The 21,289-nt window shown below is 41.0% G+C and carries 20 protein-coding genes and 2 pseudogenes; 7 read left to right on the forward strand and 15 right to left on the reverse strand.

All coding sequences use genetic code 11. The annotated features are described in order from the left end of the window. Window positions 1–125 precede the first annotated feature (125 nt). Both rho and trxA read right to left on the reverse strand, forming a co-directional pair. A complete protein-coding gene (gene rho / locus L3D27_RS01100; protein ID WP_373627979.1) occupies window positions 126–1,400 on the reverse strand; it encodes a transcription termination factor Rho in 1,275 nt (424 codons plus the stop codon). A gap of 191 nt (window positions 1,401–1,591) precedes the next feature. Further along, window positions 1,592–1,912 carry a thioredoxin gene (gene trxA, locus L3D27_RS01105; RefSeq protein WP_284673871.1) on the reverse strand — a complete coding sequence of 107 codons (321 nt, stop codon included), beginning with the start codon at window positions 1,910–1,912 and terminating at the stop codon, window positions 1,592–1,594. A gap of 46 nt (window positions 1,913–1,958) precedes the next feature. Here trxA and L3D27_RS01110 point away from each other — a divergent pair, with 46 nt between their 5' ends. Both L3D27_RS01110 and L3D27_RS01115 read left to right on the forward strand, forming a co-directional pair. Next, window positions 1,959–2,123 carry a hypothetical protein gene (locus tag L3D27_RS01110; RefSeq protein WP_284673872.1) on the forward strand — a complete coding sequence of 55 codons (165 nt, stop codon included), beginning with the start codon at window positions 1,959–1,961 and terminating at the stop codon, window positions 2,121–2,123. A gap of 30 nt (window positions 2,124–2,153) precedes the next feature. Then, entirely contained in the window at window positions 2,154–2,906 is a 753-nt protein-coding gene (locus tag L3D27_RS01115) for an RluA family pseudouridine synthase (protein WP_284673873.1), read from the forward strand. Between the two features lie 80 nt (window positions 2,907–2,986). On the opposite strand, the gene L3D27_RS01120 is transcribed toward L3D27_RS01115, so the two are convergent. The 4 genes from L3D27_RS01120 to L3D27_RS01135 form a co-directional block, all read right to left on the reverse strand. Continuing rightward, window positions 2,987–3,316 (reverse strand): beta-lactamase hydrolase domain-containing protein, encoded by a 330-nt coding sequence (locus tag L3D27_RS01120; RefSeq protein WP_284673874.1) that lies wholly within the window; start codon window positions 3,314–3,316, stop codon window positions 2,987–2,989. A gap of 159 nt (window positions 3,317–3,475) precedes the next feature. Next, window positions 3,476–5,185 carry a SulP family inorganic anion transporter gene (locus L3D27_RS01125; RefSeq protein ID WP_373627977.1) on the reverse strand — a complete coding sequence of 570 codons (1,710 nt, stop codon included), beginning with the start codon at window positions 5,183–5,185 and terminating at the stop codon, window positions 3,476–3,478. A gap of 89 nt (window positions 5,186–5,274) precedes the next feature. Next, window positions 5,275–5,670: a hypothetical protein gene (locus L3D27_RS01130; protein WP_432481334.1), complete on the reverse strand. Its 396-nt coding sequence runs from the start codon at window positions 5,668–5,670 to the stop codon at window positions 5,275–5,277. Between the two features lie 129 nt (window positions 5,671–5,799). Then, complete coding sequence (locus L3D27_RS01135; RefSeq protein ID WP_432481335.1) at window positions 5,800–6,126, reverse strand: BolA family protein; 327 nt, start codon at window positions 6,124–6,126, stop codon at window positions 5,800–5,802. Between the two features lie 149 nt (window positions 6,127–6,275). Here L3D27_RS01135 and L3D27_RS01140 point away from each other — a divergent pair, with 149 nt between their 5' ends. Both L3D27_RS01140 and L3D27_RS01145 read left to right on the forward strand, forming a co-directional pair. After that, a complete protein-coding gene (locus L3D27_RS01140; RefSeq protein WP_284673878.1) occupies window positions 6,276–6,449 on the forward strand; it encodes an oxidoreductase-like domain-containing protein in 174 nt (57 codons plus the stop codon). Continuing rightward, window positions 6,442–7,677, forward strand: a complete 1,236-nt coding sequence (locus L3D27_RS01145) for an NAD(P)/FAD-dependent oxidoreductase (protein ID WP_432481336.1) — start codon at window positions 6,442–6,444, stop codon at window positions 7,675–7,677. Before L3D27_RS01140 ends, L3D27_RS01145 begins: the two co-directional genes overlap by 8 nt. A gap of 63 nt (window positions 7,678–7,740) precedes the next feature. Here the strand turns inward: L3D27_RS01145 and aat are convergent, their stop codons facing one another. Next, window positions 7,741–8,493: a leucyl/phenylalanyl-tRNA--protein transferase gene (gene aat / locus L3D27_RS01150; protein WP_432481337.1), complete on the reverse strand. Its 753-nt coding sequence runs from the start codon at window positions 8,491–8,493 to the stop codon at window positions 7,741–7,743. Window positions 8,494–8,635: 142 nt separating this feature from the next. After that, entirely contained in the window at window positions 8,636–9,577 is a 942-nt protein-coding gene (gene trxB, locus L3D27_RS01155) for a thioredoxin-disulfide reductase (protein WP_432481845.1), read from the reverse strand. Between the two features lie 358 nt (window positions 9,578–9,935). Here trxB and L3D27_RS01160 point away from each other — a divergent pair. The 3 genes and pseudogenes from L3D27_RS01160 to topA form a co-directional block, all read left to right on the forward strand. Further along, window positions 9,936–12,632: pseudogene (locus L3D27_RS01160) on the forward strand (DNA translocase FtsK); the annotation flags it as partial. Window positions 12,633–12,749: 117 nt separating this feature from the next. Further along, window positions 12,750–13,295 carry a hypothetical protein gene (locus L3D27_RS01165; RefSeq protein WP_432481338.1) on the forward strand — a complete coding sequence of 182 codons (546 nt, stop codon included), beginning with the start codon at window positions 12,750–12,752 and terminating at the stop codon, window positions 13,293–13,295. A 223-nt stretch (window positions 13,296–13,518) separates the two neighbouring features. Further along, window positions 13,519–16,155: a type I DNA topoisomerase gene (gene topA / locus L3D27_RS01170; protein ID WP_432481339.1), complete on the forward strand. Its 2,637-nt coding sequence runs from the start codon at window positions 13,519–13,521 to the stop codon at window positions 16,153–16,155. Between the two features lie 209 nt (window positions 16,156–16,364). Here the strand turns inward: topA and L3D27_RS01175 are convergent, their stop codons facing one another. The 7 genes and pseudogenes from L3D27_RS01175 to L3D27_RS01205 form a co-directional block, all read right to left on the reverse strand. Next, window positions 16,365–16,775 carry a hypothetical protein gene (locus L3D27_RS01175; RefSeq protein ID WP_432481340.1) on the reverse strand — a complete coding sequence of 137 codons (411 nt, stop codon included), beginning with the start codon at window positions 16,773–16,775 and terminating at the stop codon, window positions 16,365–16,367. A gap of 161 nt (window positions 16,776–16,936) precedes the next feature. Beyond that, window positions 16,937–17,065 (reverse strand): hypothetical protein, encoded by a 129-nt coding sequence (locus L3D27_RS01180; RefSeq protein ID WP_432481342.1) that lies wholly within the window; start codon window positions 17,063–17,065, stop codon window positions 16,937–16,939. A 3-nt stretch (window positions 17,066–17,068) separates the two neighbouring features. Then, window positions 17,069–17,212, reverse strand: a pseudogene (locus L3D27_RS01185) (DUF1016 N-terminal domain-containing protein); the annotation flags it as partial. A gap of 32 nt (window positions 17,213–17,244) precedes the next feature. Next, window positions 17,245–17,436, reverse strand: coding sequence for a DUF1016 N-terminal domain-containing protein (locus tag L3D27_RS01190; protein ID WP_432481343.1), 192 nt, complete (start codon window positions 17,434–17,436; stop codon window positions 17,245–17,247). Then, window positions 17,433–18,482 (reverse strand): hypothetical protein, encoded by a 1,050-nt coding sequence (locus L3D27_RS01195; RefSeq protein ID WP_432481344.1) that lies wholly within the window; start codon window positions 18,480–18,482, stop codon window positions 17,433–17,435. The genes L3D27_RS01190 and L3D27_RS01195 overlap by 4 nt, the downstream gene beginning before the upstream one ends. Next, window positions 18,475–20,184, reverse strand: coding sequence for a hypothetical protein (locus tag L3D27_RS01200; RefSeq protein WP_432481345.1), 1,710 nt, complete (start codon window positions 20,182–20,184; stop codon window positions 18,475–18,477). The genes L3D27_RS01195 and L3D27_RS01200 overlap by 8 nt, the downstream gene beginning before the upstream one ends. After that, on the reverse strand, window positions 20,184–21,257 hold the full coding sequence (locus L3D27_RS01205) for an AAA family ATPase (protein ID WP_432481346.1): 1,074 nt from the start codon (window positions 21,255–21,257) through the stop codon (window positions 20,184–20,186). Before L3D27_RS01205 ends, L3D27_RS01200 begins: the two co-directional genes overlap by 1 nt. Between the last annotated feature and the right edge of the window lie 32 nt (window positions 21,258–21,289).

Consider the following 21,289-nt stretch of genomic DNA (forward strand, 5'->3'; position numbering starts at 1 on the left):
ACCATATAGATGTTTGTTTTCTTGCATCAATAGAATCTATACGGCTGTTTATAATAACACAAAGCCCACTCAATCGCAAATACCCTGTATTTATCTAACGACATGATGGGCAGATTGTGGTGTTTTTAAGATGAGCTTGATGCTTTTTTGGTCATGTTGCTAAAAAATTCATCGTTGGTCTTTGAGTCTTTTAGGCGATCAATCAAAAACTCAACGGCTTGCGAATCATCCATTGGTTGTAGCAGTTTTCTAAGCACCCAAACTCGTCTGAGCGTCTCTTCATCAAGCAGTCTTTCCTCACGGCGAGTGGATGACTTTTTGATGTTGATGGCAGGGAATATACGGCGTTCAGCAAGGTCTCGCTCAAGGGTGATTTCTTGGTTGCCTGTGCCTTTAAACTCTTCAAAGATGACGCTGTCCATCTTTGAGCCTGTGTCAATTAGGGCGGTTGAGATGATGGTTAAACTGCCACCTTCTTCAATGTTGCGTGCCGCACCAAAAAAACGCTTAGGGCGTTCTAGGGCGTTGGCATCCACACCACCTGTTAGGACTTTACCACTTGAAGGAATGACAGTATTATAAGCACGAGCCAAACGGGTAATGCTATCTAATAGAATAACGACATCCTGCTTATGCTCGACCAAGCGTTTTGCTTTTTCGATGACCATTTCAGCGACTTGAATATGACGCTGTGGCGGTTCGTCAAAGGTAGAGGCGACCACCTCGCCACGCACGGTACGCTGCATTTCGGTAACCTCTTCAGGGCGTTCATCAATAAGCAATACGATCAGATAGCACTCTGGATGGTTTTTGGCGATGGCTTGGGCGACATTTTGTAGTAGTACTGTCTTACCTGCTTTAGGCGGAGCGACGATGATGGAACGCTGACCTTTGCCGATGGGGGCAATTAAGTCAATCAAGCGACCTGTTAGGTCTTCTGTTGTACCATTGCCTTGTTCTAGCGTTAGCTGTTTGGTGGGGAAAAGAGGGGTTAAGTTCTCAAAGATTAGCTTGTGGCGACTGCGGTCTGGCGTATCAAAGTTAATCTCACTCACCTTTAAAAGAGCAAAATAGCGTTCTTGTTCTTTGGGTGGGCGGATTTGCCCTGCGATGGAGTCGCCTGTTTGTAAGTTAAAACGGCGAATCTGACTTGGGCTGACATAGATGTCGTCAGGACCTGCCAGATATGAACCCTCTGATGACCGCAAAAAACCAAAACCGTCAGGCAAAATCTCTAGCACGCCATCTCCATAGATGGGCTCGCCATTGCGGGCGTGGGTTTTTAAGATGGCAAAAATGATGTCTTGTTTACGGCTGCGTGCCATGTTCTCAAGCCCCATTTGCTCGGCAATGGATAATAGCTCGGCAACGGACTTTCTTTTAAGTTCGGTTAGGTTCATGGGTAGGTCTTTGGGGATTTGTCATAAAAGAGATGGTCAAATAGTATGGCGACCAAAAAATATGAAAAGTATAGAGAATGTCGCTAGATGTGTGCGACTGGTGCATAATAATACGAGTTTTTTGTCATAAAATCAAGGGGCGAATAAAAAAAGACCTGCAAAAAGCAAGCCTTTCTTTTTTCTTTGGAAGTTTATAGATGCTTATCAAGCAAATCGGCAAGTTCTGATTTTGGACGACTGCCAACGATGGTATCTACTTTTTCGCCATTTTTAAAGACAAATAGGGTAGGAATACTACGAATGCCATAGCGTGCAGCAGTTTCTGGGTTGTCATCAACATTGACTTTAACGATGCTGACACGACCTTCATAGTCTGTCGCTAAGTCTTCTAGGGTTGGAGCGATGGCTTTGCATGGACCGCACCAAGGTGCCCAAAAATCTACAAGCACAGGATTTTTAGATTCTAAAACATCTTGGTTAAAGTTGGCGTCAGTGGTGTTAATGATAGACATAATTAAGCCCTTTTTTTTGGGTGAATGTAAGTAGTAAATGGTGTGTATGGCAAATTTTTCAAGTTTGGTGGTTGCGAAATTTGCAATGCTTTTGGGTGCATACGATACTTGGATAATGCCAAGTATCGCAGTCATTGAATGTGCTATAATAACAAAAATCTACCAAAAAGGCAGTGTTTTTGCCATTAAATTTGTCAATAATCAGCATTAACTTCACCAAACCAATCCTAATAATGTACCGATGAATCAAATTACTAAGAAGCATGACCGCCTAAGCGATGATAAAATCATTGCCATGAATGCCCAAGAGACGAGTTTTAATGACGGATTTTTTCAAGATTTTATTCAATCCATCACCGTTTATGAAGATGAAGATATTTGGGTGGGTAATAAGCCAGCGGGACTGTTGAGCGTTGATGGGCGAGTGCTGAAAGTTAGCCTACAATCACGGCTACTTAGGGTCTATCCAAACATTAAGCTGATTCATCGGCTGGATATGGATACCTCAGGGCTTATCATTTTTGCCAAACATGAGCAAGCCCAAAGCCATATCTCAAAGCAATTTATAGACCGCATTCCCACCAAAGAATATCAAGCGGTGGTGTTTGGTACGGTGCTAATGGATGATAAACAAGGCGTAATTGATGTGCCTGTGCGTTATGAACCAAGCACTAAGCCACGCCATATTGTTGATACCACATGGTCAAAAAATGCTCTGACGCATTATCAAGTACTGCATCATGAACTGCGTACTGACAACAAGGGCGATGTGTATCCTGTTACACGAGTTGCCCTAAAACCCATCACAGGGCGTAGTCATCAGCTACGAGTACACATGGTGCATATTGGTCATGTGATGATAGGCGACCCTATCTATGCTGAGAGCGTGGCCTTAGAGCTTGCTCCACGCCTAAACCTGCACGCCCACAAACTTCGCCTAAAACACCCAGTGAACGGGGCGTGGATGAACTGGCAAAGTGAAGTGCCATTTTAATGGTGCGACTGATACAAATAAAACCCATATTCATGCGAGTTTTATTTGTATATGGGCTGTAGTATCTGGGCGAACAAGTTTTATAATAGACCGCTGACTATTGCACTTTGATATAGCCTTTTGGCACGGCTACCTGTGCCACAAAAGACCATCACAGGGCTAGGTAGCTCACCTAGTATCTTGGCAAACTGCGTTACCATATCAAAAGACAAACTTTCTCCATCAATCGGTAAATGACGGTACGCCAACCCTGTGCTGTTGGCACTTTTTTCCAGTTCGTCTGCTGTCGGTTGATTGCTACATTCGTCATCAAAACGAAGATTGATGATGCTTTTAAAGCCAAGATTGGCAATAGCTTGGCATTGGCAAGGATAGATTTGTTTATATAGGGTGATGGTGTTGGTGTTCATGTTATTATCCGTATAAATGGTTGTCAAGCTATCAAAAGATGTGCCTATCTTAGCGAAGTTTTTACCATGATTCAATGTTAATTTCGCATAAGGTTATTCCAAAAAAATAAAAATTAGCAAAAATTTTATCAATTAGGAATAAAAGCTCGCCGACCAATATTACATACCACCCCAGTCATCGCCCTTGTATTTTAGAGTATCAAAGGCAAGTTTGGTGCTTAAAAATATCTTGCCAGACAGATTGTTTAATAAGTCGCTGTCTTTTAGAATGTCCATGACAGGACCTTTAACTTCAGCAAAATGCAGGCGTTTGCCTTGATTTTTGATTTCTTGATTAAAAGACAACAGCATCTCTTGTGCGGTTAAATCAATGTGATTAACCGCAGTCATGATAATGATGACATTACGGCAGTCTGGGTGTGCGTAGTAGAGCTTACGCAGGGTATCGTGAATGGTAATGGCGTTGCCAAAATATAGGCTTTCATCAATGCGTACCATCAGTAAATCATCAAAAGTAGTGGCCTTGTGCCGAGCAATGTCTCGAAAATGACCACTATCGCCAATTTGCCCAATGATGGCGATATTCACACGATGCGAGCGATAAATCATCAAAATAAAGCTCATCAAAAGACCGGCAATCAGCCCAATGTTCAACCCAAAGATAATCGCTGTAAAAAAACACAACACAAAGCAAATAGCGTCTGCTTTGTCGTGTTTTAGGGCGGATTTTAGGGTGCTGATATCCACCATGGAGATGACGGAGCTTACGATGATGGCAGAGAGAACCGCATAAGGCAAGCCTGTAAGGTATTGCCCAACAAATACCAAAATCATCAAAATGCCAATCGCACACACCACTGATGCAAAAGGTGTTTTTGCCCCCAGTCCTATATTTAAGCTGGTTCTAGAGATACCGCCTGCCACTGTAAAGCCACCCGATAGACTGCTGGCAATATTGGCAAAGCCAAGCCCTAGTAGCTCTTTATTGTTATCAAAGGGTTGTTCATGAATGCGGGCGTAGTTGCTAGCAACTGCTGAACTTGAGATGAAAGCCACCAATGCGATGAGCAGTGCTGACGGCAAAAGGTCAATCAAGACGCTAAAAGATAAGATGGGAACACTCAGCTTTGGTAATCCTGTGGGCAGCGGCTCAAGCAGTCGTAAATCTAAGGCTTGCCAGTTGAACTGATTTGCCAAGATGATGGACAGTATGGTGATGACAAAGACCGTCATTCGTTTGGCGAAATCTGCTTTGGACTTGGGTAGCCATGCCCATAGTATGCTAACATAGCGGTTTGCTAGCAAGATGATGAGCGTGCCAATGCCAAGTAATACGGTGCTTGATTTGAAGTGAAAATCACTTCCTTGTAGGTTGCCAATGATGTCAATAAGGCTACCACCGATGATGGGCAATCCTGTGATGTTTTTTATTTGACTAATGACAATCAAGACTGCCGCCGCACTGACAAAGCCACTTGATACACCACGACTGACAAATTGCATGATCCAACCAATTCTAAACAAACTGGCAAAGCATAAAATCATACCAACCATCATCGCCAAAGTGATGGATAATGCCAGATATTCGGTTGTATTTGGGGTGTAGCCTGATAAGGCACTGGCGGTCATGATAGCGGTTACTGCCACCGGTCCGACCGCACTGACATTGCTTGAGCCGATATAGGCATAGACCAAAGTGGGGACGATGGAAGCGTATAACCCTATGATGGGCGGTAAGCCCGCTAAAGTAGCATAACCAAGACTTTGGGGAATGACAAGTACCGCCATCATTAAGCCTGCAATTAAGTCATTGCTGATGAGTTGTGGGCGTTGTTTTAGAGTATTAAACCAAGCAGGAATGATAAACATGACAAAAAAATAAGCCGTAAAAAATGCGACTTATTTTGGGGGATTTTTATGCAGTTGTCAAAATTTTATTGTTTTATATGGTTTTTGTGTTATTTTTCGCCATAGATTTTGATGTTTTGGGCAAAAGCACAATTTTTTTGACGAGCAGCGATGAGCATTGCATCATGTTCACCATAAAGCCGAGCAAGAGTATTGGTGCGTGCAGTGCGAGCTGATGAACCAGAGCCTACGCCAAAACTGATGGTTGGATAAATACCACTACGACCGCCAGTAATACCGATACCGATTCCTGTTGATGATAATGAAATCTGCTGATTTTGGGTTTTTTCAGCAAGTATGCTAACACGAGCCACCTCACTTTGTAGGTAATGACAATCATGGGTAGTGTAGTTATTTGGGCTGATATATTGGGGTACAATGTTGGTGGTGGCACAGCCTGTCAAAGTTACGGCGAGTATTGTTAGAGTAATGCTTATTTTTCTCATGGTTGGTATTTTATATTTGTGGTTGGTTTTGATTACTCAAAAGGCGATAAGTGTTATTTGCTGAGTTGGCGGTAGTGACATCTATTTGGTTTAGATGGTTGGTTATTTACAGGTTAATATCCATTCAAGTTAATGTAGATGTTGTCCTGCACAGTTGGGGCTATTGGGGGCTCGACCTAATGCTGTCCATTCATCTGGTGTATAGGCGTGAATGGCGAGTGCGTGAATGCTACCGCCATTTGCCATCAAAAGTGGTTGAACTGCCAAATACACCATCTGATGTCTTGCCACCAAGCGTTTGTCAATAAAACCTTGACTGACTACCACTAGCTTAAAATGGCTTTCTTTGCCCTCAAAATAACCTGCGTGTTTGTGGCTTTCGTTCTCAAGCGACAGATGGGTGGGTAGGAGGGTTTGCATGGCTTGGATGATGGCATCTTGGGTGGGTGTGTTCATTATAACTCTTACTGATCGCAACAAAAGACGGTGGATAAAAGACAGTAGGTGCGTTTTTATGTCAATTCAATTATAATAAAAGCCAATCAAAATACAAGTACCAGCTACAAAAAAGCACAAAACTTCTCATGATTTTTAAAGGTAATCCCATGACAGATATGATTGATATTCCGCCACCACCAGAGCCACCAGAAGATGATGAATGTTGCAACAGTGGTTGTGAGGAGATGTGTGTGTTTGAGATTTATCGTCGTGAAAAGTTGGAGTACGATGCCAAATACGATATGCTAACACGCACCACAAATGACAATCGCCATGACTAAGTTGGCTGATGAATATATAGATGTTGTCGTCATCGGAGCGGGGGCATCAGGATTGTTTTGTGCATTTCAGACTGCACTTTATGGTAAGCGAGTGCTGGTACTAGACCATGCCAATAAAGCAGGTAAAAAGATTCTCATGTCGGGCGGTGGGCGATGCAACTTCATCAATCGTCATGTGTCTGCTAATGAATTTATCGGTCAAAATCGCCACTTTGTCAAATCTGCCCTTAGTCGTTATACGAGTGATGATTTTATTAAATTGGTGGAAAAACATGGCATCACCTACCACGAAAAGGCACGAGGTGAGCTGTTTTGTGATAATTCGTCTAAAGATATTTTAAATCTACTGCTTAATGAATGTAGCACGGCAGGCGTGGAGATTCGCTTAAACACAGCAATACAAAACATTAAAAAAGACACTGATTGTGATGACTTTCATCTGAGCGTATCGACAAAAGCTGGTAAATCTTATGAGATTGGTTGCCGTTCGTTGGTGATTGCCACAGGAGGGTTGTCGATTCCAACTCTAGGGGCAAGTGGCTTTGGTTATCAAGTTGCCACGCAGTTTGGACATACGATTATGCCTACTCAGGCTTCACTTGTGCCATTTACCTTTACTGACCAGTTGGGTGAGTTGATGAAGACGCTAGCAGGACTTAGCCTTGAGGTTACTGCTTTTAATGATAAGGCGAGCTTTCAGTTACCCATGCTCTTTACTCATCGTGGGTTGTCAGGGCCTGCCATGCTACAGTTATCAAATTATTGGCAGTTGGGCGAGATGATTGGCATTGATTTGTTGCCATCTTGTGATGTATCGGAGTTGCTGATTACCGCCAAAAAGATGTGTCCAAAACAGCACATTCGTACCGTGCTTGCACCACATTTTCCAAAAAAGCTGTTAATGGTACTACAAGCCATCTTTTGGGAGAAATTTTGCGATATTGAGCTGGCTAATATTAAAGATAAGGACTTAATTGATATTGCTAAACGCATCAACGCATGTCAGATTAAGCCTTCAGGCACAGAAGGCTATCGTGTGGCGGAGGTTACTCGTGGTGGTGTGAATACTGATGAGGTTAAGGGCAAGACAATGGAGAGCAAATTATGCAATAGGCTGTATTTTATCGGTGAAGTACTTGATGTAACAGGGCATTTGGGTGGTTTTAACTTCGCATGGGCTTGGGCGAGTGCTTATGTGTGTAGTGAGGCGATAGGGGTGGATTGGTGATGGTTACTAAGACCAAAAAGTAAATAACCACCGCAGATTGTATTGCCTAAGAAGTGCGTTTTTTTATTGCGTTGTTGTGAGTTGTACTAAGTCGTTGACCACCATGCTTCCTGTCATATGGGGTGTGTCGGTGTGGTTTAAGGTGGTAAGCCTATCAAGAAAATCAGATTTTTGAATCAAATCTGCCCCAAGGCTGATTAGATGGGGGTTTTCAAGTTGGCAATCAATCAGTTTAACACCTGCTTGTTTTGCCAATATCGTCATTGCCCAAAAAGCAATCTTGGAGGCATCGGTGCGAGTATGAAACATACTCTCGCCACAGAATATTGCCCCAAACTGCAAGCCATACAGTCCGCCAATCAGCTCACTGTCTTTTGGTACACCTTCCCAAATCTCTACGCTGATTGCCACACCAAGTTCATGTAAGCGTGCATAGGCATCTAGCATCTCATCGTTTATCCAAGTGTCGTTAGCGTAGCTTCTTGGAGCTGCACAGGCACGCATAACTTGCCTAAAAGCAAGGTTGGTGCTGATTTGCCAAGCATTCTTTTTGGCGGTGCGAATGAGTGATTTTGTTGGGTGGAATTCATCTGGGTATAGCACACAGCGAGTGGGCGGACACCACCAACAAATAGGGTCGCCATCTGAATACCAAGGAAATACCCCTGTGCGGTAGGCATTGAGCAGGGTGGCGGTGGATAAGTCTGCCCCTGCACCCACAAAACCATTTTCATCAGCCATATCTACCACGCTATTAAAATCAAAGGCAGAGCGATCAGCAATGGCGTGTAAGTCAGTAAGGCTTGGGAGGTGCATGGAGGTCATCGTTGGGTTGGTTTGATTGGCGATATTAAGACTTTAAAATAATAACACAAAATTGGTGTGCTTAGAATCACTAAAAAGGCGAGTTAAAAACACGCCTTTTTTGGTTATTTGTTAGTGATTAAGATGTCGGTAATCACAAGCCATCTAGGTATTTTTCGGCATCAAGGGCTGCCATACAGCCTGTACCTGCCGATGTGATGGCTTGGCGGTAGATGTGGTCAGCAACATCACCTGCAGCAAACACCCCTGATACGCTGGTGGCAGTGGCATTACCATTTAGTCCACTGTTTACCACGATATAGCCATCTTTCATGGTGAGTTGACCATCAAAGATGGCGGTATTTGGCTTATGTCCGATGGCAACGAACATGCCCATTGCGTCTAGTTGCTTGGTAGTGCCATCAGTGTTTTCAATGATAACGCCTGTTACGCCCATCTCGTCGCCTACGACTTCTTTGACGGAGCTATTCCACTCAATAGAGATGTTGCCGTTTTTGACTTTCTCAAACAGTTGGTCTTGCATGATTTTTTCGGCACGCAGGCTATCACGGCGATGCACGAGTGTTACATGGCTTGCAATGTTAGATAGATACAATGCTTCTTCAACAGCAGTGTTGCCACCGCCAATGACGACCACTTTTTGATTTTTATAAAAAAATCCATCACAAGTAGCACAGGCTGATACCCCTTGCCCCATGAATTTGGCTTCGCTTTCTAATCCTAGATACTGAGCAGTTGCCCCTGTAGCGATGATGAGTGCATCACAAGTATAACTGCCACTGCCACCATTTAAAGTGAAGGGACGATTGGTTAAATCCACGCTAGAAATGTGGTCGTAGATGAGCTGTGTGCCAAAGCGTTCGGCATGTTCTTTCATTTCTTCGACCAGTGCTGTACCGGTCAGACCATGGCGACCACCTGGCCAATTATCAATCTCGGTGGTGGTGGTCAGTTGCCCGCCGACAGTCAAGCCAGTAATGATGGCGGGATTGAGATTTGCACGAGCGGCATAGACGGCTGCTGAATAGCCAGCAGGACCTGAGCCTAGGATGATGAGTTGATGGTGTGCCATGATAATTCCAAATGAGCCAATATCTGAATAAATCCAATAAACCTTAAAAAGCGTTTTAAAGCAGTTTGCCAAAGTATAGGGGAGGTGGGACAAAAAAACAAGATGGAATCATGAAATTTGCTGATTTATTGGCAAAAATGAGTAAATGATACATTAGAACCTGCGTTGTTGGGGGTGTTGTGAGTGCTTTTGTAAAATGGTGTGAAATATTTTGCGATATCAAGCAGTTATCCTATATAATATCTGGTTTATTCATCTATCATCATTTTTTGCCATGAAAATAAATCAGCTGTTACAAAATGAGTCCATCAATCAACTCTTAGGTAGGTTGCCTTTGGTACAGCGTCTGCTGTTTAGTGTGGTTGGTATGGCAATTTTGGCATTTTTGTTCATCTCTTTGTTGTCTTACAACCCAACCGATCCTGCATGGTCGCATATGGGTAGTAGCCAAGAGGTTAGCAATGTGGGCGGTCGTTTGGGGGCCTGGCTTTCTGATATTTTATTGTCATTTTTTGGTTTTGGGGCGTGGTTTTTATTGCTTGTGCCAGCTTATGAACTTGCCAAGCTGTGGTGGGGTCGTAATTCTGTTGTATGGGTTTTGCGTGTATTGGCTTATGCGTTTTTGTTGGCGTGTATCAGTGGTATTGCCGCACAGCTAGGTGCATGGTGGCAAGACAAGGCGGCAGACTTTGGTGGTGTTTTAGGGTATGAGTTCATGGCATCGCTGTCAAGTGTGCTAGGCGTGCCAGTATCGGTGGGCTTTTTGGTGTTGATGGCATTGCTTGTGGCAACTTTAACCTTTGATATTCATTGGTTGTCTTTGTGGCGACAATTTCGCAATACCCCAAGTAATGATGACATGACAGATGAATCATCGCCACAGACAGACGAGGGCTGGGGTGATGATGAACTGATTATTAGTCAAGTAAAACCAAAAGTACCAGCCTATCAACCACATAATCACGAGGGGGCACTTGAGAGCTTCTTGGTGAATTCTGGGCTGCGTGATGAGCTACTGGCAAAAAAACAAGCCGAAGAGGAAGCGAAAAAACAAGAAGAAGCTAAAAAACAAGAAGAGATTCAAAAGCAGGTAGAGGCTCAAAAACAAGCCGAGTTTGCTGTACAAGACTATGGTAGTATCGATGGTATTGAGCAAACTCAAGATGAACAAGATGATGTTTTTGTTCAGGATGTGCAGATAGATTCTCAAGCTGGTGATGTGATGGATTCTCCATCTGACCCATTAGAGTATCAGCCTTATAATGATACAATCCATCAAGCCGATGATCAGCTTGACCGGCAAGACATTTATAGAAATAATGCTGATGCTGATGCTGATGCTGATGCTGATGCTGATGCTGTGGCAACAATTGAGCATATTGATTACAATGCTATTGGTGTCATAGAGCGGTCAGATGAACCCACCGCTTTTGGCGGAGTGGACATGGCTTCTTTGACCAGTTTATATGACACCCCTGATGACAAAGATGAATCAGAACCTGCCAAACCGTTGGTGAATAAAATGGCAGGCGTGGCGTCAGGTACGGTACGACCGAAGTCGCACGCCATGAGCGAGCTTGAATATCGCATGAGCCTAAGTCCTGTGCCATCTCTTGATATCTTGGATCCAAGATCTCAAAAAATCATCACCTATACGCAAGAAGAGTTGCAACAGCTTTCTGAGTTGCTAGAGATTAAAATGCAGGAATTTAATATTAAAGCCAGCGTTGTCTCGGCGATGGTTGGTCCTGTAGTAACTCGCTTTGAGGTGGATTTGGCACCAGGGGTTAAGGCAAGTCGTGTGATTAAAATTTCGCAGGATTTGGCACGCTCCATGCGAATGACTTCTTTGCGTGTGATTCCTGTGATTGCAGGCAAATCATACATCGGCATTGAAGTGCCAAATCGCAAACGCCAAATCGTTGGTTTGATTGAGTTGTTAGATACCAAAGAGTATCAAGATCCAGAAGCAGGCATTAGTATCGCCATTGGTGCAAGCATTAGCGGAAAACCGATTATTGCGGATCTTGCCAAAGCACCGCATATGCTGGTTGCTGGTACGACAGGCTCTGGTAAATCGGTACTGGTGAACTCATTTTTGATGTCCATGTTATTAAAATATACGCCAGATGAGTTAAAACTGGTGCTGATCGACCCAAAACAGCTTGAGCTTGCCAACTATGCTGACATTCCGCATCTGCTTACGCCTGTGATTACCGATATGACAGAGGCAACCGCTGCATTGAACTGGTGTGTTACTGAGATGGAGCATCGCTATCGACTGATGAGTAAGTTGCGTGTGCGTAATATTGCTGCTTTTAACCAAAAAATCATTGAAGCTGAAAGACTGGGCGAGCCTATCTTAGATCCATTATGGAGTGCGTCCGAGCATGTAAGTGGTACTGTGCCACGCCAAAAACCGCTACCAAAAATTGTCGTTGTGGCAGATGAATTTGCTGATATGATCATGCAGTTAGGCAAGACTGCTGAAGAGCCGATTGTTCGCCTTGCCCAAAAATCTCGAGCTGCAGGCATTCATCTGATTTTGGCGACACAGCGACCTGTGGCGACGGTTGTTACCGGTCTTATCAAGTCCAACATTCCTGTGCGTGTTGCTTTGCGTGTCAACTCGGCAACAGACAGTCGCATCATCATTGAGGAGTCTGGTGCTGAGAATATGCTTGGACATGGTGATATGATGTTTTTAGCACCTGGTGCGATTGAGACAGAGCGTGTACACGGAGCGTATGTTAAAGACGATGAGGTCAATCGTGTTACTGATGCTTGGCGTGAGCGCGGTGTGCCAGATTATATTGACCTTAGCCAAAGTTATACTTTTGAAGGTGAAGGGTCTGGCGATAGTGGCAGCGGCATTGATGATGAGTATTTTGATTTGGCGGTGGCACACATTTTGGATACTCGCAAGGTTTCTATCTCTGCATTACAGCGTAAATTTAGCATCGGCTATAACCGTGCTGCTCGCATCGTGGATATGATGGAGGAGCGAGGTGTGGTAAGTGCTGCTGATAATACCGGCAAACGCCAAATTCTCATGTAGTGCTATCTGTATGCACAAATGCAGTCCCATCGTAAATAAGTGTTGTGGTTGGCTGACCTTTGTGATTAAAAATTTTTTGGGCGGTCTTGATGAATAAAAGGTTGGTTTGGAGTAAGGATGGATTTGCAAGGTTATTTACCGCTCATTGTGGTGCTTGGTGTGGCTGGGTTTTTACTTGGCAATATATTTGCCTTAAAGCCGAAGGCAGGAGAGGTGCGAGTGGCGGATTTTCGTCTGCTAGCAAGAACATATGGCTTTAACCCTAAATTGATTTCTAGACCAGATTGGCTACCCACCAGAGTACAACAACACAGTCATCATGCTCCAAAAAATGATTTGGTGGTCAGTTATGGTGTTGTTTGTGATGAGTGGCGATTGTCTTTTGTGCGACTGATTGTCAAAGATGGTAAGTGGTGCGTGGTGGATGCTGACAAGGGGATTCTTTATGATAAAGCCGATGGCGTGACACTTCCAGTAGAGATAATGAGCCACGCTTTAGGACTACAGGTTAAAGCGAACAGTGTTGTGCTGTATTGGCAAGATGTTCATTATCAATCATCAAGAGGGGTACAAAAACTAGATAAAAAGCTAGCCCAAGCTGACTTACAAACACTCAAGCAAGCCCTGCTAGATTTTGGCAATCAACTCAATCAGCGTGCATGATAGATAAGATATCAAAACATAGATAATCAAAACCTAAAAGACCAACAGCAATTAGGATAAGCGATACAAATTACGCTGCCATCTTGTCATGATGGGGAATTGTGTGTTATTTTATAAAAAACGATACTTGGGCATCGTGCCCACAGATAAACGCTTAATTTTAAACACATCATCAAGCCAAGACAGTTTGGTTTATTTTATAAAAAAGTTTAAAAGGTAACTCATGGCATCATCCACCAAAAAAACCACAAAATCCAGTCAGACCGCCCCAAAAGTCTCTTCCAAAGGTAAATCACTGGTTATTGTGGAGTCGCCCGCCAAAGCCAAAACAATCAATAAGTATCTGGGCAATGATTTTATTGTGCGTTCTAGCGTGGGTCATGTGCGAGATTTGCCTGTAAGTGGTACAGATAAGACCAAAAAAACCAAAAGCGATGAGACAGGATTGTCTCGTGAAGAAAAGTCGCAGCGAGCCTTGGTTAGACGCATGGGGGTGGATCCAGAGCATGATTGGGCGGCGGTCTATGAGATTTTGCCCAACAAAACCAAAGTAATCAAAGAGCTAAAAGCACTGGCTAAAGATGCAGATGCCATCTACCTAGCAACCGACTTGGACCGAGAAGGAGAAGCGATTGCGTGGCATCTAAAAGAAGTCATCGGCGGTAGTGATGACAAATACAGTCGTGTGGTGTTCAACGAAATTACTAAAGCTGCTGTACAAAACGCCTTTGAACGCCCAGACAAGCTGAATATTGACCGTGTTAACGCTCAGCAGGCAAGACGCTTTTTGGATCGTGTGGTCGGCTTTATGGTATCGCCGTTGCTGTGGGCGAAGGTGGCTCGTGGATTGTCAGCAGGGCGTGTCCAAAGCGTAGCAACTCGTCTGGTGGTTGAGCGAGAGCGAGAAATTCGTGCCTTTGTTCCTGTGGAATATTGGGAGATTCATACCAATAATCAGGCAGGTGGCGAGACTTTGCGATTAGAGGCAGTCAAGCATCAAGGTAAGACCTTAAAACTTGCCAATGAAGATGAGACGACCGCCATCGTTAATCTGCTATCTTGTGCCGATTTTACCGTCTCTGCCATTGAAGAAAAACCTACGCAATCAAAGGCATCTGCACCGTTCATCACATCAACTTTGCAGCAGGCAGCAAGTACTCGCTTAGGCTTTAGCGTCAAAAAAACGATGATTTTGGCTCAGCGTTTGTATGAAGCAGGTTTTATTACCTATATGCGTACTGACTCAACTTTTTTGAGCCAAGATGCGTTGATGGCAGTGCGTGGCTATATCCAAGAGAATTTTGGGTCGGCATATCTGCCAGACAAGCCTAATTTTTATAGCAATAAGCAAAATGCTCAAGAGGCACACGAAGCGATTCGTCCTTCTAATGTCGCCATCAAAGCAAGCCAACTGACGGCGATGGAAAGAGACGCTCAGCGTCTATATGAGCTGATTTGGCGACAATTCGTGGCGTGTCAGATGACGCCTGCTCGCTATCGTTCGGTAAATCTACTGGTGGACGCCGGCGGTGTGGAACTAAAAGCAAAAGGGCGGACACTTGTTTTTGATGGCTACACCAAAGTTCAGCCACCTGCCAAAAGTGATGATGTGTTGTTGCCAAATGTGCAAGTAGGTGAAAAACTGCCACTCATCAACATTGAACCTAGTCAGCATTTCACCAAGCCACCTGCTAGATATTCTGAAGCCAGTTTGGTTAAAGAGCTTGAAAGTCGTGGTATTGGGCGACCATCAACTTATGCGTCCATCATTTCTACCATTCAAGAGCGTGGCTATGTCCGCCTTGAAAATAAACGCCTATATGCCGAAAAGATGGGTGATATTGTTACTGAAAGATTAATTGAGAGTTTTCCTGATTTGATGGACTATGCGTTCACTGCAGGATTAGAAGATAAACTTGATGAAGTGGCTCAGGGTCATCAAGACTGGAAGGTGGTGCTTGATGCGTTCTATGGTGATTTTAAGGGCAAACTAGATACTGCCAAAGGCAAAGACGGCATGCGTCCGAACAATCCAACTAATATTCCAGATGTACATTGTGATTTGTGTAGTCGTCCTATGCAGATTCGCACGGGGTCAACAGGGGTGTTTTTGGGCTGTACAGGCTATAATCTACCCCCTAAAGAACGCTGTAAAGGCACAAAAAATCTCATGCCAGTATCGGCACTTATCTTTGATGCTGATGATGAATCAGCAGAGGTCAATGCTCTGATGGAGAAAAAACGCTGTCCTAAATGTAATGCGGCGATGGAGAGCTATGTCGTTGATGGCGGTCGTAAGTTACATATTTGTGGCAATAATCCTGACTGTGATGGCTATGTACTTGAACATGGTGTTTTTGAAGTGGCTGGTGCGGATAATAATCAAGCGGCACCGACCATTGACTGCGATAAATGTGATGGGCATATGACGCTAAAGACAGGGCGTTTTGGGGCATATTTTGCGTGCAATCAATGCGATAATACCAGAAAGGTGTTAAAAAATGGTGAAGCGGCTCCGCCACGCATGACGGCGATTAGTATGCCAAACCTGCGTTCTCAAAAATTTGATGATCACTATGTGTTGCGTGAAGGAGCGGCGGGACTGTTTTTGGCAGCAAGTAAATTCCCAAAAATCCGTGAAACCCGTCCGCCAAAATTAAGTGAGCTTCGCCCCATCAAAGATGAGCTTGAGCCAAAATTTGCTTATCTGTTTGATGCTCCTGATGTTGATGATGCAGGCAACCCAACCATTCTTCGCTGGTCTCGCAAAAATGCTGAACAGTATATCGGTTCAGAAAAAGATGGCAAGGCAACTCGCTTTGCTTTGGTGTGGCGTGATGGCAAGTGGGTACAAGATTAATCATCATCTATCAAGATAACCTACCAAAGATGTTTTGTCCAAGACGGTCAAGCATAATAAAAAACCAACAAAAAGCCAATCTGTTCTGATTGGCTTTTTGTTTTATTGGGCTATCGGCTTACTGCCTTTATACCAAAATCTCATATCTTTTAGGTAATGGAGATAAAAAATAAGACAACCTAATGATTGTCTTATTGTGATGCTATTTTTTAGGATTTTTGAAAAAGATATAAACAAAATGAGGCGGTAACCTTAAAATTATTTTGGGTTTTTAGGGTGGTTTTTTTGTCTAATTTGGCCTTGTAGGTGTAGGGAGTCATGTCTATCAAATCAGATAGACTCTGGCTGTCCAAGCATAGCGGTGCGTCAATCTGCCACTCATCTATCAGCGTAAACTCTGGCGATAATTCTGCGATAAATTTGGTGGGCTCATGTAGATTGACACGCTCAAACAACTGCTGACGCATGGCGTACAGATGGTGTGGGGCGGGCGTAGCGATGAGTAAATAACCGTTTGGTTTTAGCACTCTTGCCATCTGACTTTTTGGTAAAGGGCTAAACAGACTTGTGCAAATATCCATGCTTTCATCTGCTACAGGCAACACTGTACCTGTACCCACCACCAAGTGATGTGTTTGCCGATGTCAGTGTTTTTATACGTTTTGGACGCTGTCATAATGGCGGTTTTGGCAAGTGTAAGTTTTGCCTTGTAAGTTTAAGTCGGTGTGGCAAATGGAGCAGATGATCATGGGTATTATTAATGTTGGTTGTGTTATTTGTTTTATGGGCGGTTGGTGGTTTTAAACTCTTGATAAAATTCTTTATCGTCATCATAACTTGGTGGGTTTAATAAGACGATTTTACCATTTATTAACTCATTATAAATTTGAGTGGCTTGTTGTTTACCCATTACTCAAACCTTAATCTTGCTCGCTTTGTCGCTGGCTAATTGCACAAAATGTATCCAGCTTAATTGTGCAGACAGTGCCTGCACAATTTGTTTTTGTGGAAAAGTTTGATAAAATTTTATCATTTGTAATAAATTGCGTTTACTCCACCCCTTACCAAATTAAGCGGTTAAATCATTGGCTAAATTTTGAATGACTTTTTGCCATAATCAGCCCGCTCGCCTTGCAAAATATGCGTAGAAATTCGCTCGCCAATATGCCAATACAGCAAAGTTAATTCAGCATTAACACTAACAGCAAGGTTTTGTTTGCTGGTTTGAATGAGTGTGATAATGCTTTGGGTTAATTCTTGGTTGGTGGGAATTGGGGTCATAAACTATTTCCAACCCAAATGGCTTTCCAGCCATTTTCCTGTCTTTTGTGGTTGTACGCCTCTATTGCAACACACTCTACCTGATGTTTCGGTGTGTATTCTTGAATCAAGTCAAGAGATGTGTACACACCTCCAATACTTGTCCTAATAATAGCAAAAGAGTTTTCAACAATTTTTAAAGTTCCACTTAACCTCATAAGTTGGAATGGTAGTTCATCTATATCAACAACCTCATAATTATCTACATAAAATTTATCATTATGTAAATACCCAAATGCTTTGATTGGTGTTCCAATAGGAAATTTTTCAACTTCTGGAAAGTCTTGATAATAAATCGGAAAACCTATATCACCATCTTTTGTCTCATGAATAAAACTAAGTCCACGCTCATTGTTGATGTTGTGTATATAGCCAATTTTTTCTATATAATCATAATTTGCAATATTTAAATTGCTCTCATTATTCTTGTTGCCAGAAAAAAGTTTTGTTATAATGCTTTCGTCTAAAACCAATTTGGTTGACTTGCTATCATCAAATTTTTCTATATTTTCAACTTTATCATCTAGTAATTCATTATTTGATTTACTATCATTTTCAGGTTTAATATTTTCATCTTTTTGTGAATGGTGTTTTTGAATTTCATTGCCATAAACAAAATCAAAAAACTCTGTTATATCAAAATAAATAAAATAAGCCAAATCCACCCCACCAATTTTTATGGTAGTTATTTTACGACCTGTATTAGGACAAATATCCCTACACAACCTTTCATCAAGAGTAATACACACTTTTTTCTTAAAGGATACGCTATTGGACTCTTTAATAATATCTCCCAAAAAATTCAGGTAAAATTCTGGAAAAATACTCTCCTTTCTTTTAGATTTGTCAAAATCAAGTAGAGACAAATGTTTATCAAAATCAACAACTTCGTAGACAGCAGTTCCAATAATATTCTGAATAATTGGGTGAGCAACACTATTCAAAAAATCTTGATAAAGATTTCCTTGCAACCCAAAAACAAAATTACTTTGAAATTTTTCAACCATTTAAGTATATCTCTTGAATCTTAATAAAGTTCATTCTAACCAATCCTATATTACAGTCTAGGATTTTTCCATCAATAACAACATCATTCTCATTTATATCATAAAATGGAATACGAAATTGATTGTTGATTGTCTCATCAATTATTTGTGATAAACAAAATTCATAAGCCAATGATTTGATAATGCTTGTATTTACTCTATCGTTACTTCTGTAATTTTGATTATCAAAAATGTTGTGAGAATAATATTTCCAATCAATAACAAATACGGTTTCCTGTTGTTGATTCCCTTTCCATCTGCCAAAAACATCTTGATACACTTCATCATATGTGTCTTTTGGTATATTCTTTAAACTAAATCCATATCTGCCATTTGGTATATATTGATAGCCTCTTAGTGAGCTTTGGATAATACCTTTTGTGCGATAAAGATTGGAAAATTTTTCTGCAAATAATCTAAAAATTCTTTCCGAAACTTCGGTAATATTTGAAGTGTTGATTTCTGATATATTTTTATTAAAAGAAATATCTACATTTAAGCGATTTGAACCAAAAGATATGATTGATTTTACTGGCGTTGTTTTAATCAATAAAATTTTTCTAGCAATCGCTATATTTAATGGATTTTCATTAAATTGACTATTTAGAACTGGCTTTGTTATAATATCAGGTCTAATCCAACGCTTAAACCCATTAAAATCAAGGTAAAATGGGTTATTTGGAATGATGCTTTTATCAATCCATACATAATCTTTACTTAAATTATTTTTGTATTCATTTAATGGTAATGTACTATCGCAATATAGAATATTATATTCTTTGTGATTGGCAACCATATAGTTGCACATATCTTCCCAAATATAGCTAAAATTATTAATACCCCAAAACCCTTGGTTACTATCCCCATCAAACTCTAAACTTCCATACAAAAAATGCTCTACCGACTCATAAATGTCCCAATATTGGTAATTTTTATAGGCAGTTGTTTTGTGAATATTATCCAAGCAATCTTTTAGAATGCTGATTGTTGATTCAAAAGAATGCTCGGAAAATAAACTTTGTTCTGGGCTTAGGTATTTATAAGAAAAGTTAAAGGAAATTTCTTTGATTTGTTCAGATAATTCTTTCTCCAACTCACTTGCTAATTCTTTATAGATATAGCAAAATAATTCAATCAATTCGGACGGCACGCCACGCACAATGTTACGATAGCCAACCATATTTTCAATAAAAATGGCGTGATTACTTAGAAAAATTCCCTTGTCCAAATAATTTTCAATTTTGGAATAATCCACCTCTTCAATCAAGCCTAGCTCTTGGATCAAAGATTCAATTTCTAACTCTTGATAAGTTTTGAATATTTTATCAATCAAATCAATTTTGCTATACAAAACAGTTTCGTTATTGTCTTCATCGGTAAAAATATATGCCCCATTATTATTTTCAATTTTGGCATTATCTTTATTTTGTTCATCTTTATCCAAATACCGTTCTTTGTTTTGACGGAATTTTTCAAAAGTACGATACATTGCAAAAAATAAATTTTTGACATTATCATAATTAACTTTAAAATTTTCAAACCCTTTGGGTAAGGTAAATGCCATTTTGCCCAAATATTTATCTTTGCGAATGCCAACAAATGAGCCACGATAACAATTTGGCTCATTTGGTTGAACAATGGCTAATTCATTAAAATTAAACATTATCTTTCCTGTATGGCTTTAACAAATTCCTTGACCTTTATGGCAAAATCACCAAAAGTAACCAATTCATCTTTATCCATATCCAAAAGTTCATACAAAGGCTTTTTATCTCTATTAAATACACTATCCCAAATAAAAAACATCAATTTACTTTGAATGATAGAATATTCAATTTGATTTTGAGAATTAGCTTTAATGAAATATCTACCAATTTGCTTATCTTCAATACCACGAATATAGCTATGGTTGGATTTGATAAATTGATTAAGCTTGGCGATAAAATCAAACCAATCGCTTTCAGATTTAAAAGCAATGCCGTCCGTTTTTACCAACTCAGAATTAACATCAATAAATTGCCACTCCCAACGGCGTTTAAAAGCGGTATCCATATGATAAATGGAATTATCCGAAGTATTCATTGTGGCAATAATATGGAGATTTGGTGGGATTTTGATTGTTTTATTTTCTAAATCAAAATTTAGAATCTCTTTAACCTTGCTATTTAGGGTTTTTAATAAAACTCCACCAGATTTATTGTATGGAGCTAGGATGTATTTATCGGATTCGCCCTCTTTATAGCTTGTACCGCCTATTAATTTATATAAGGTATCAAACATAACACCATTAATGCTTGTATCATAGCTAGACCAACCATTATCATCTCTATCTAATAATTGAAAAATAGAACCAAAAATAGCTGATGAATTTCCACGATTGATTTCATCAATAACTAGAACAACATTTTCAGGTGTTAACGGTTGACCTTGTTCGTTAACCTTTTGGTTGCTTTTTTCATCATAAACATTTAATATATTTTTATAAGCACGAGCTAATGCCTTTAAAAAATGCCCTTCATAAAAACGATATTCTACATCTTTATCTTTTGTAATTGGCAATAACTTCCCCATAAAATCCCCATAAGTGTATTCAGGGTGAAATACTGCTTTAATTACATTTTCAGGATTTGTTTTTTCAATTATTCCTAATTCATTAGGAATGATTTCATCTTTAATCAAATAGCTTTTCCCTGTGCCGGGGCTACCAAAGATGATTTTTTGAATAGGCTGTGTCATTGCTTTTTCCTAAAATTAACCAAATTTAAAAT

It is taken from the genome of Moraxella sp. ZY200743 (assembly GCF_050885545.1).
Lineage (GTDB): Bacteria > Pseudomonadota > Gammaproteobacteria > Pseudomonadales > Moraxellaceae > Moraxella > Moraxella haemolytica.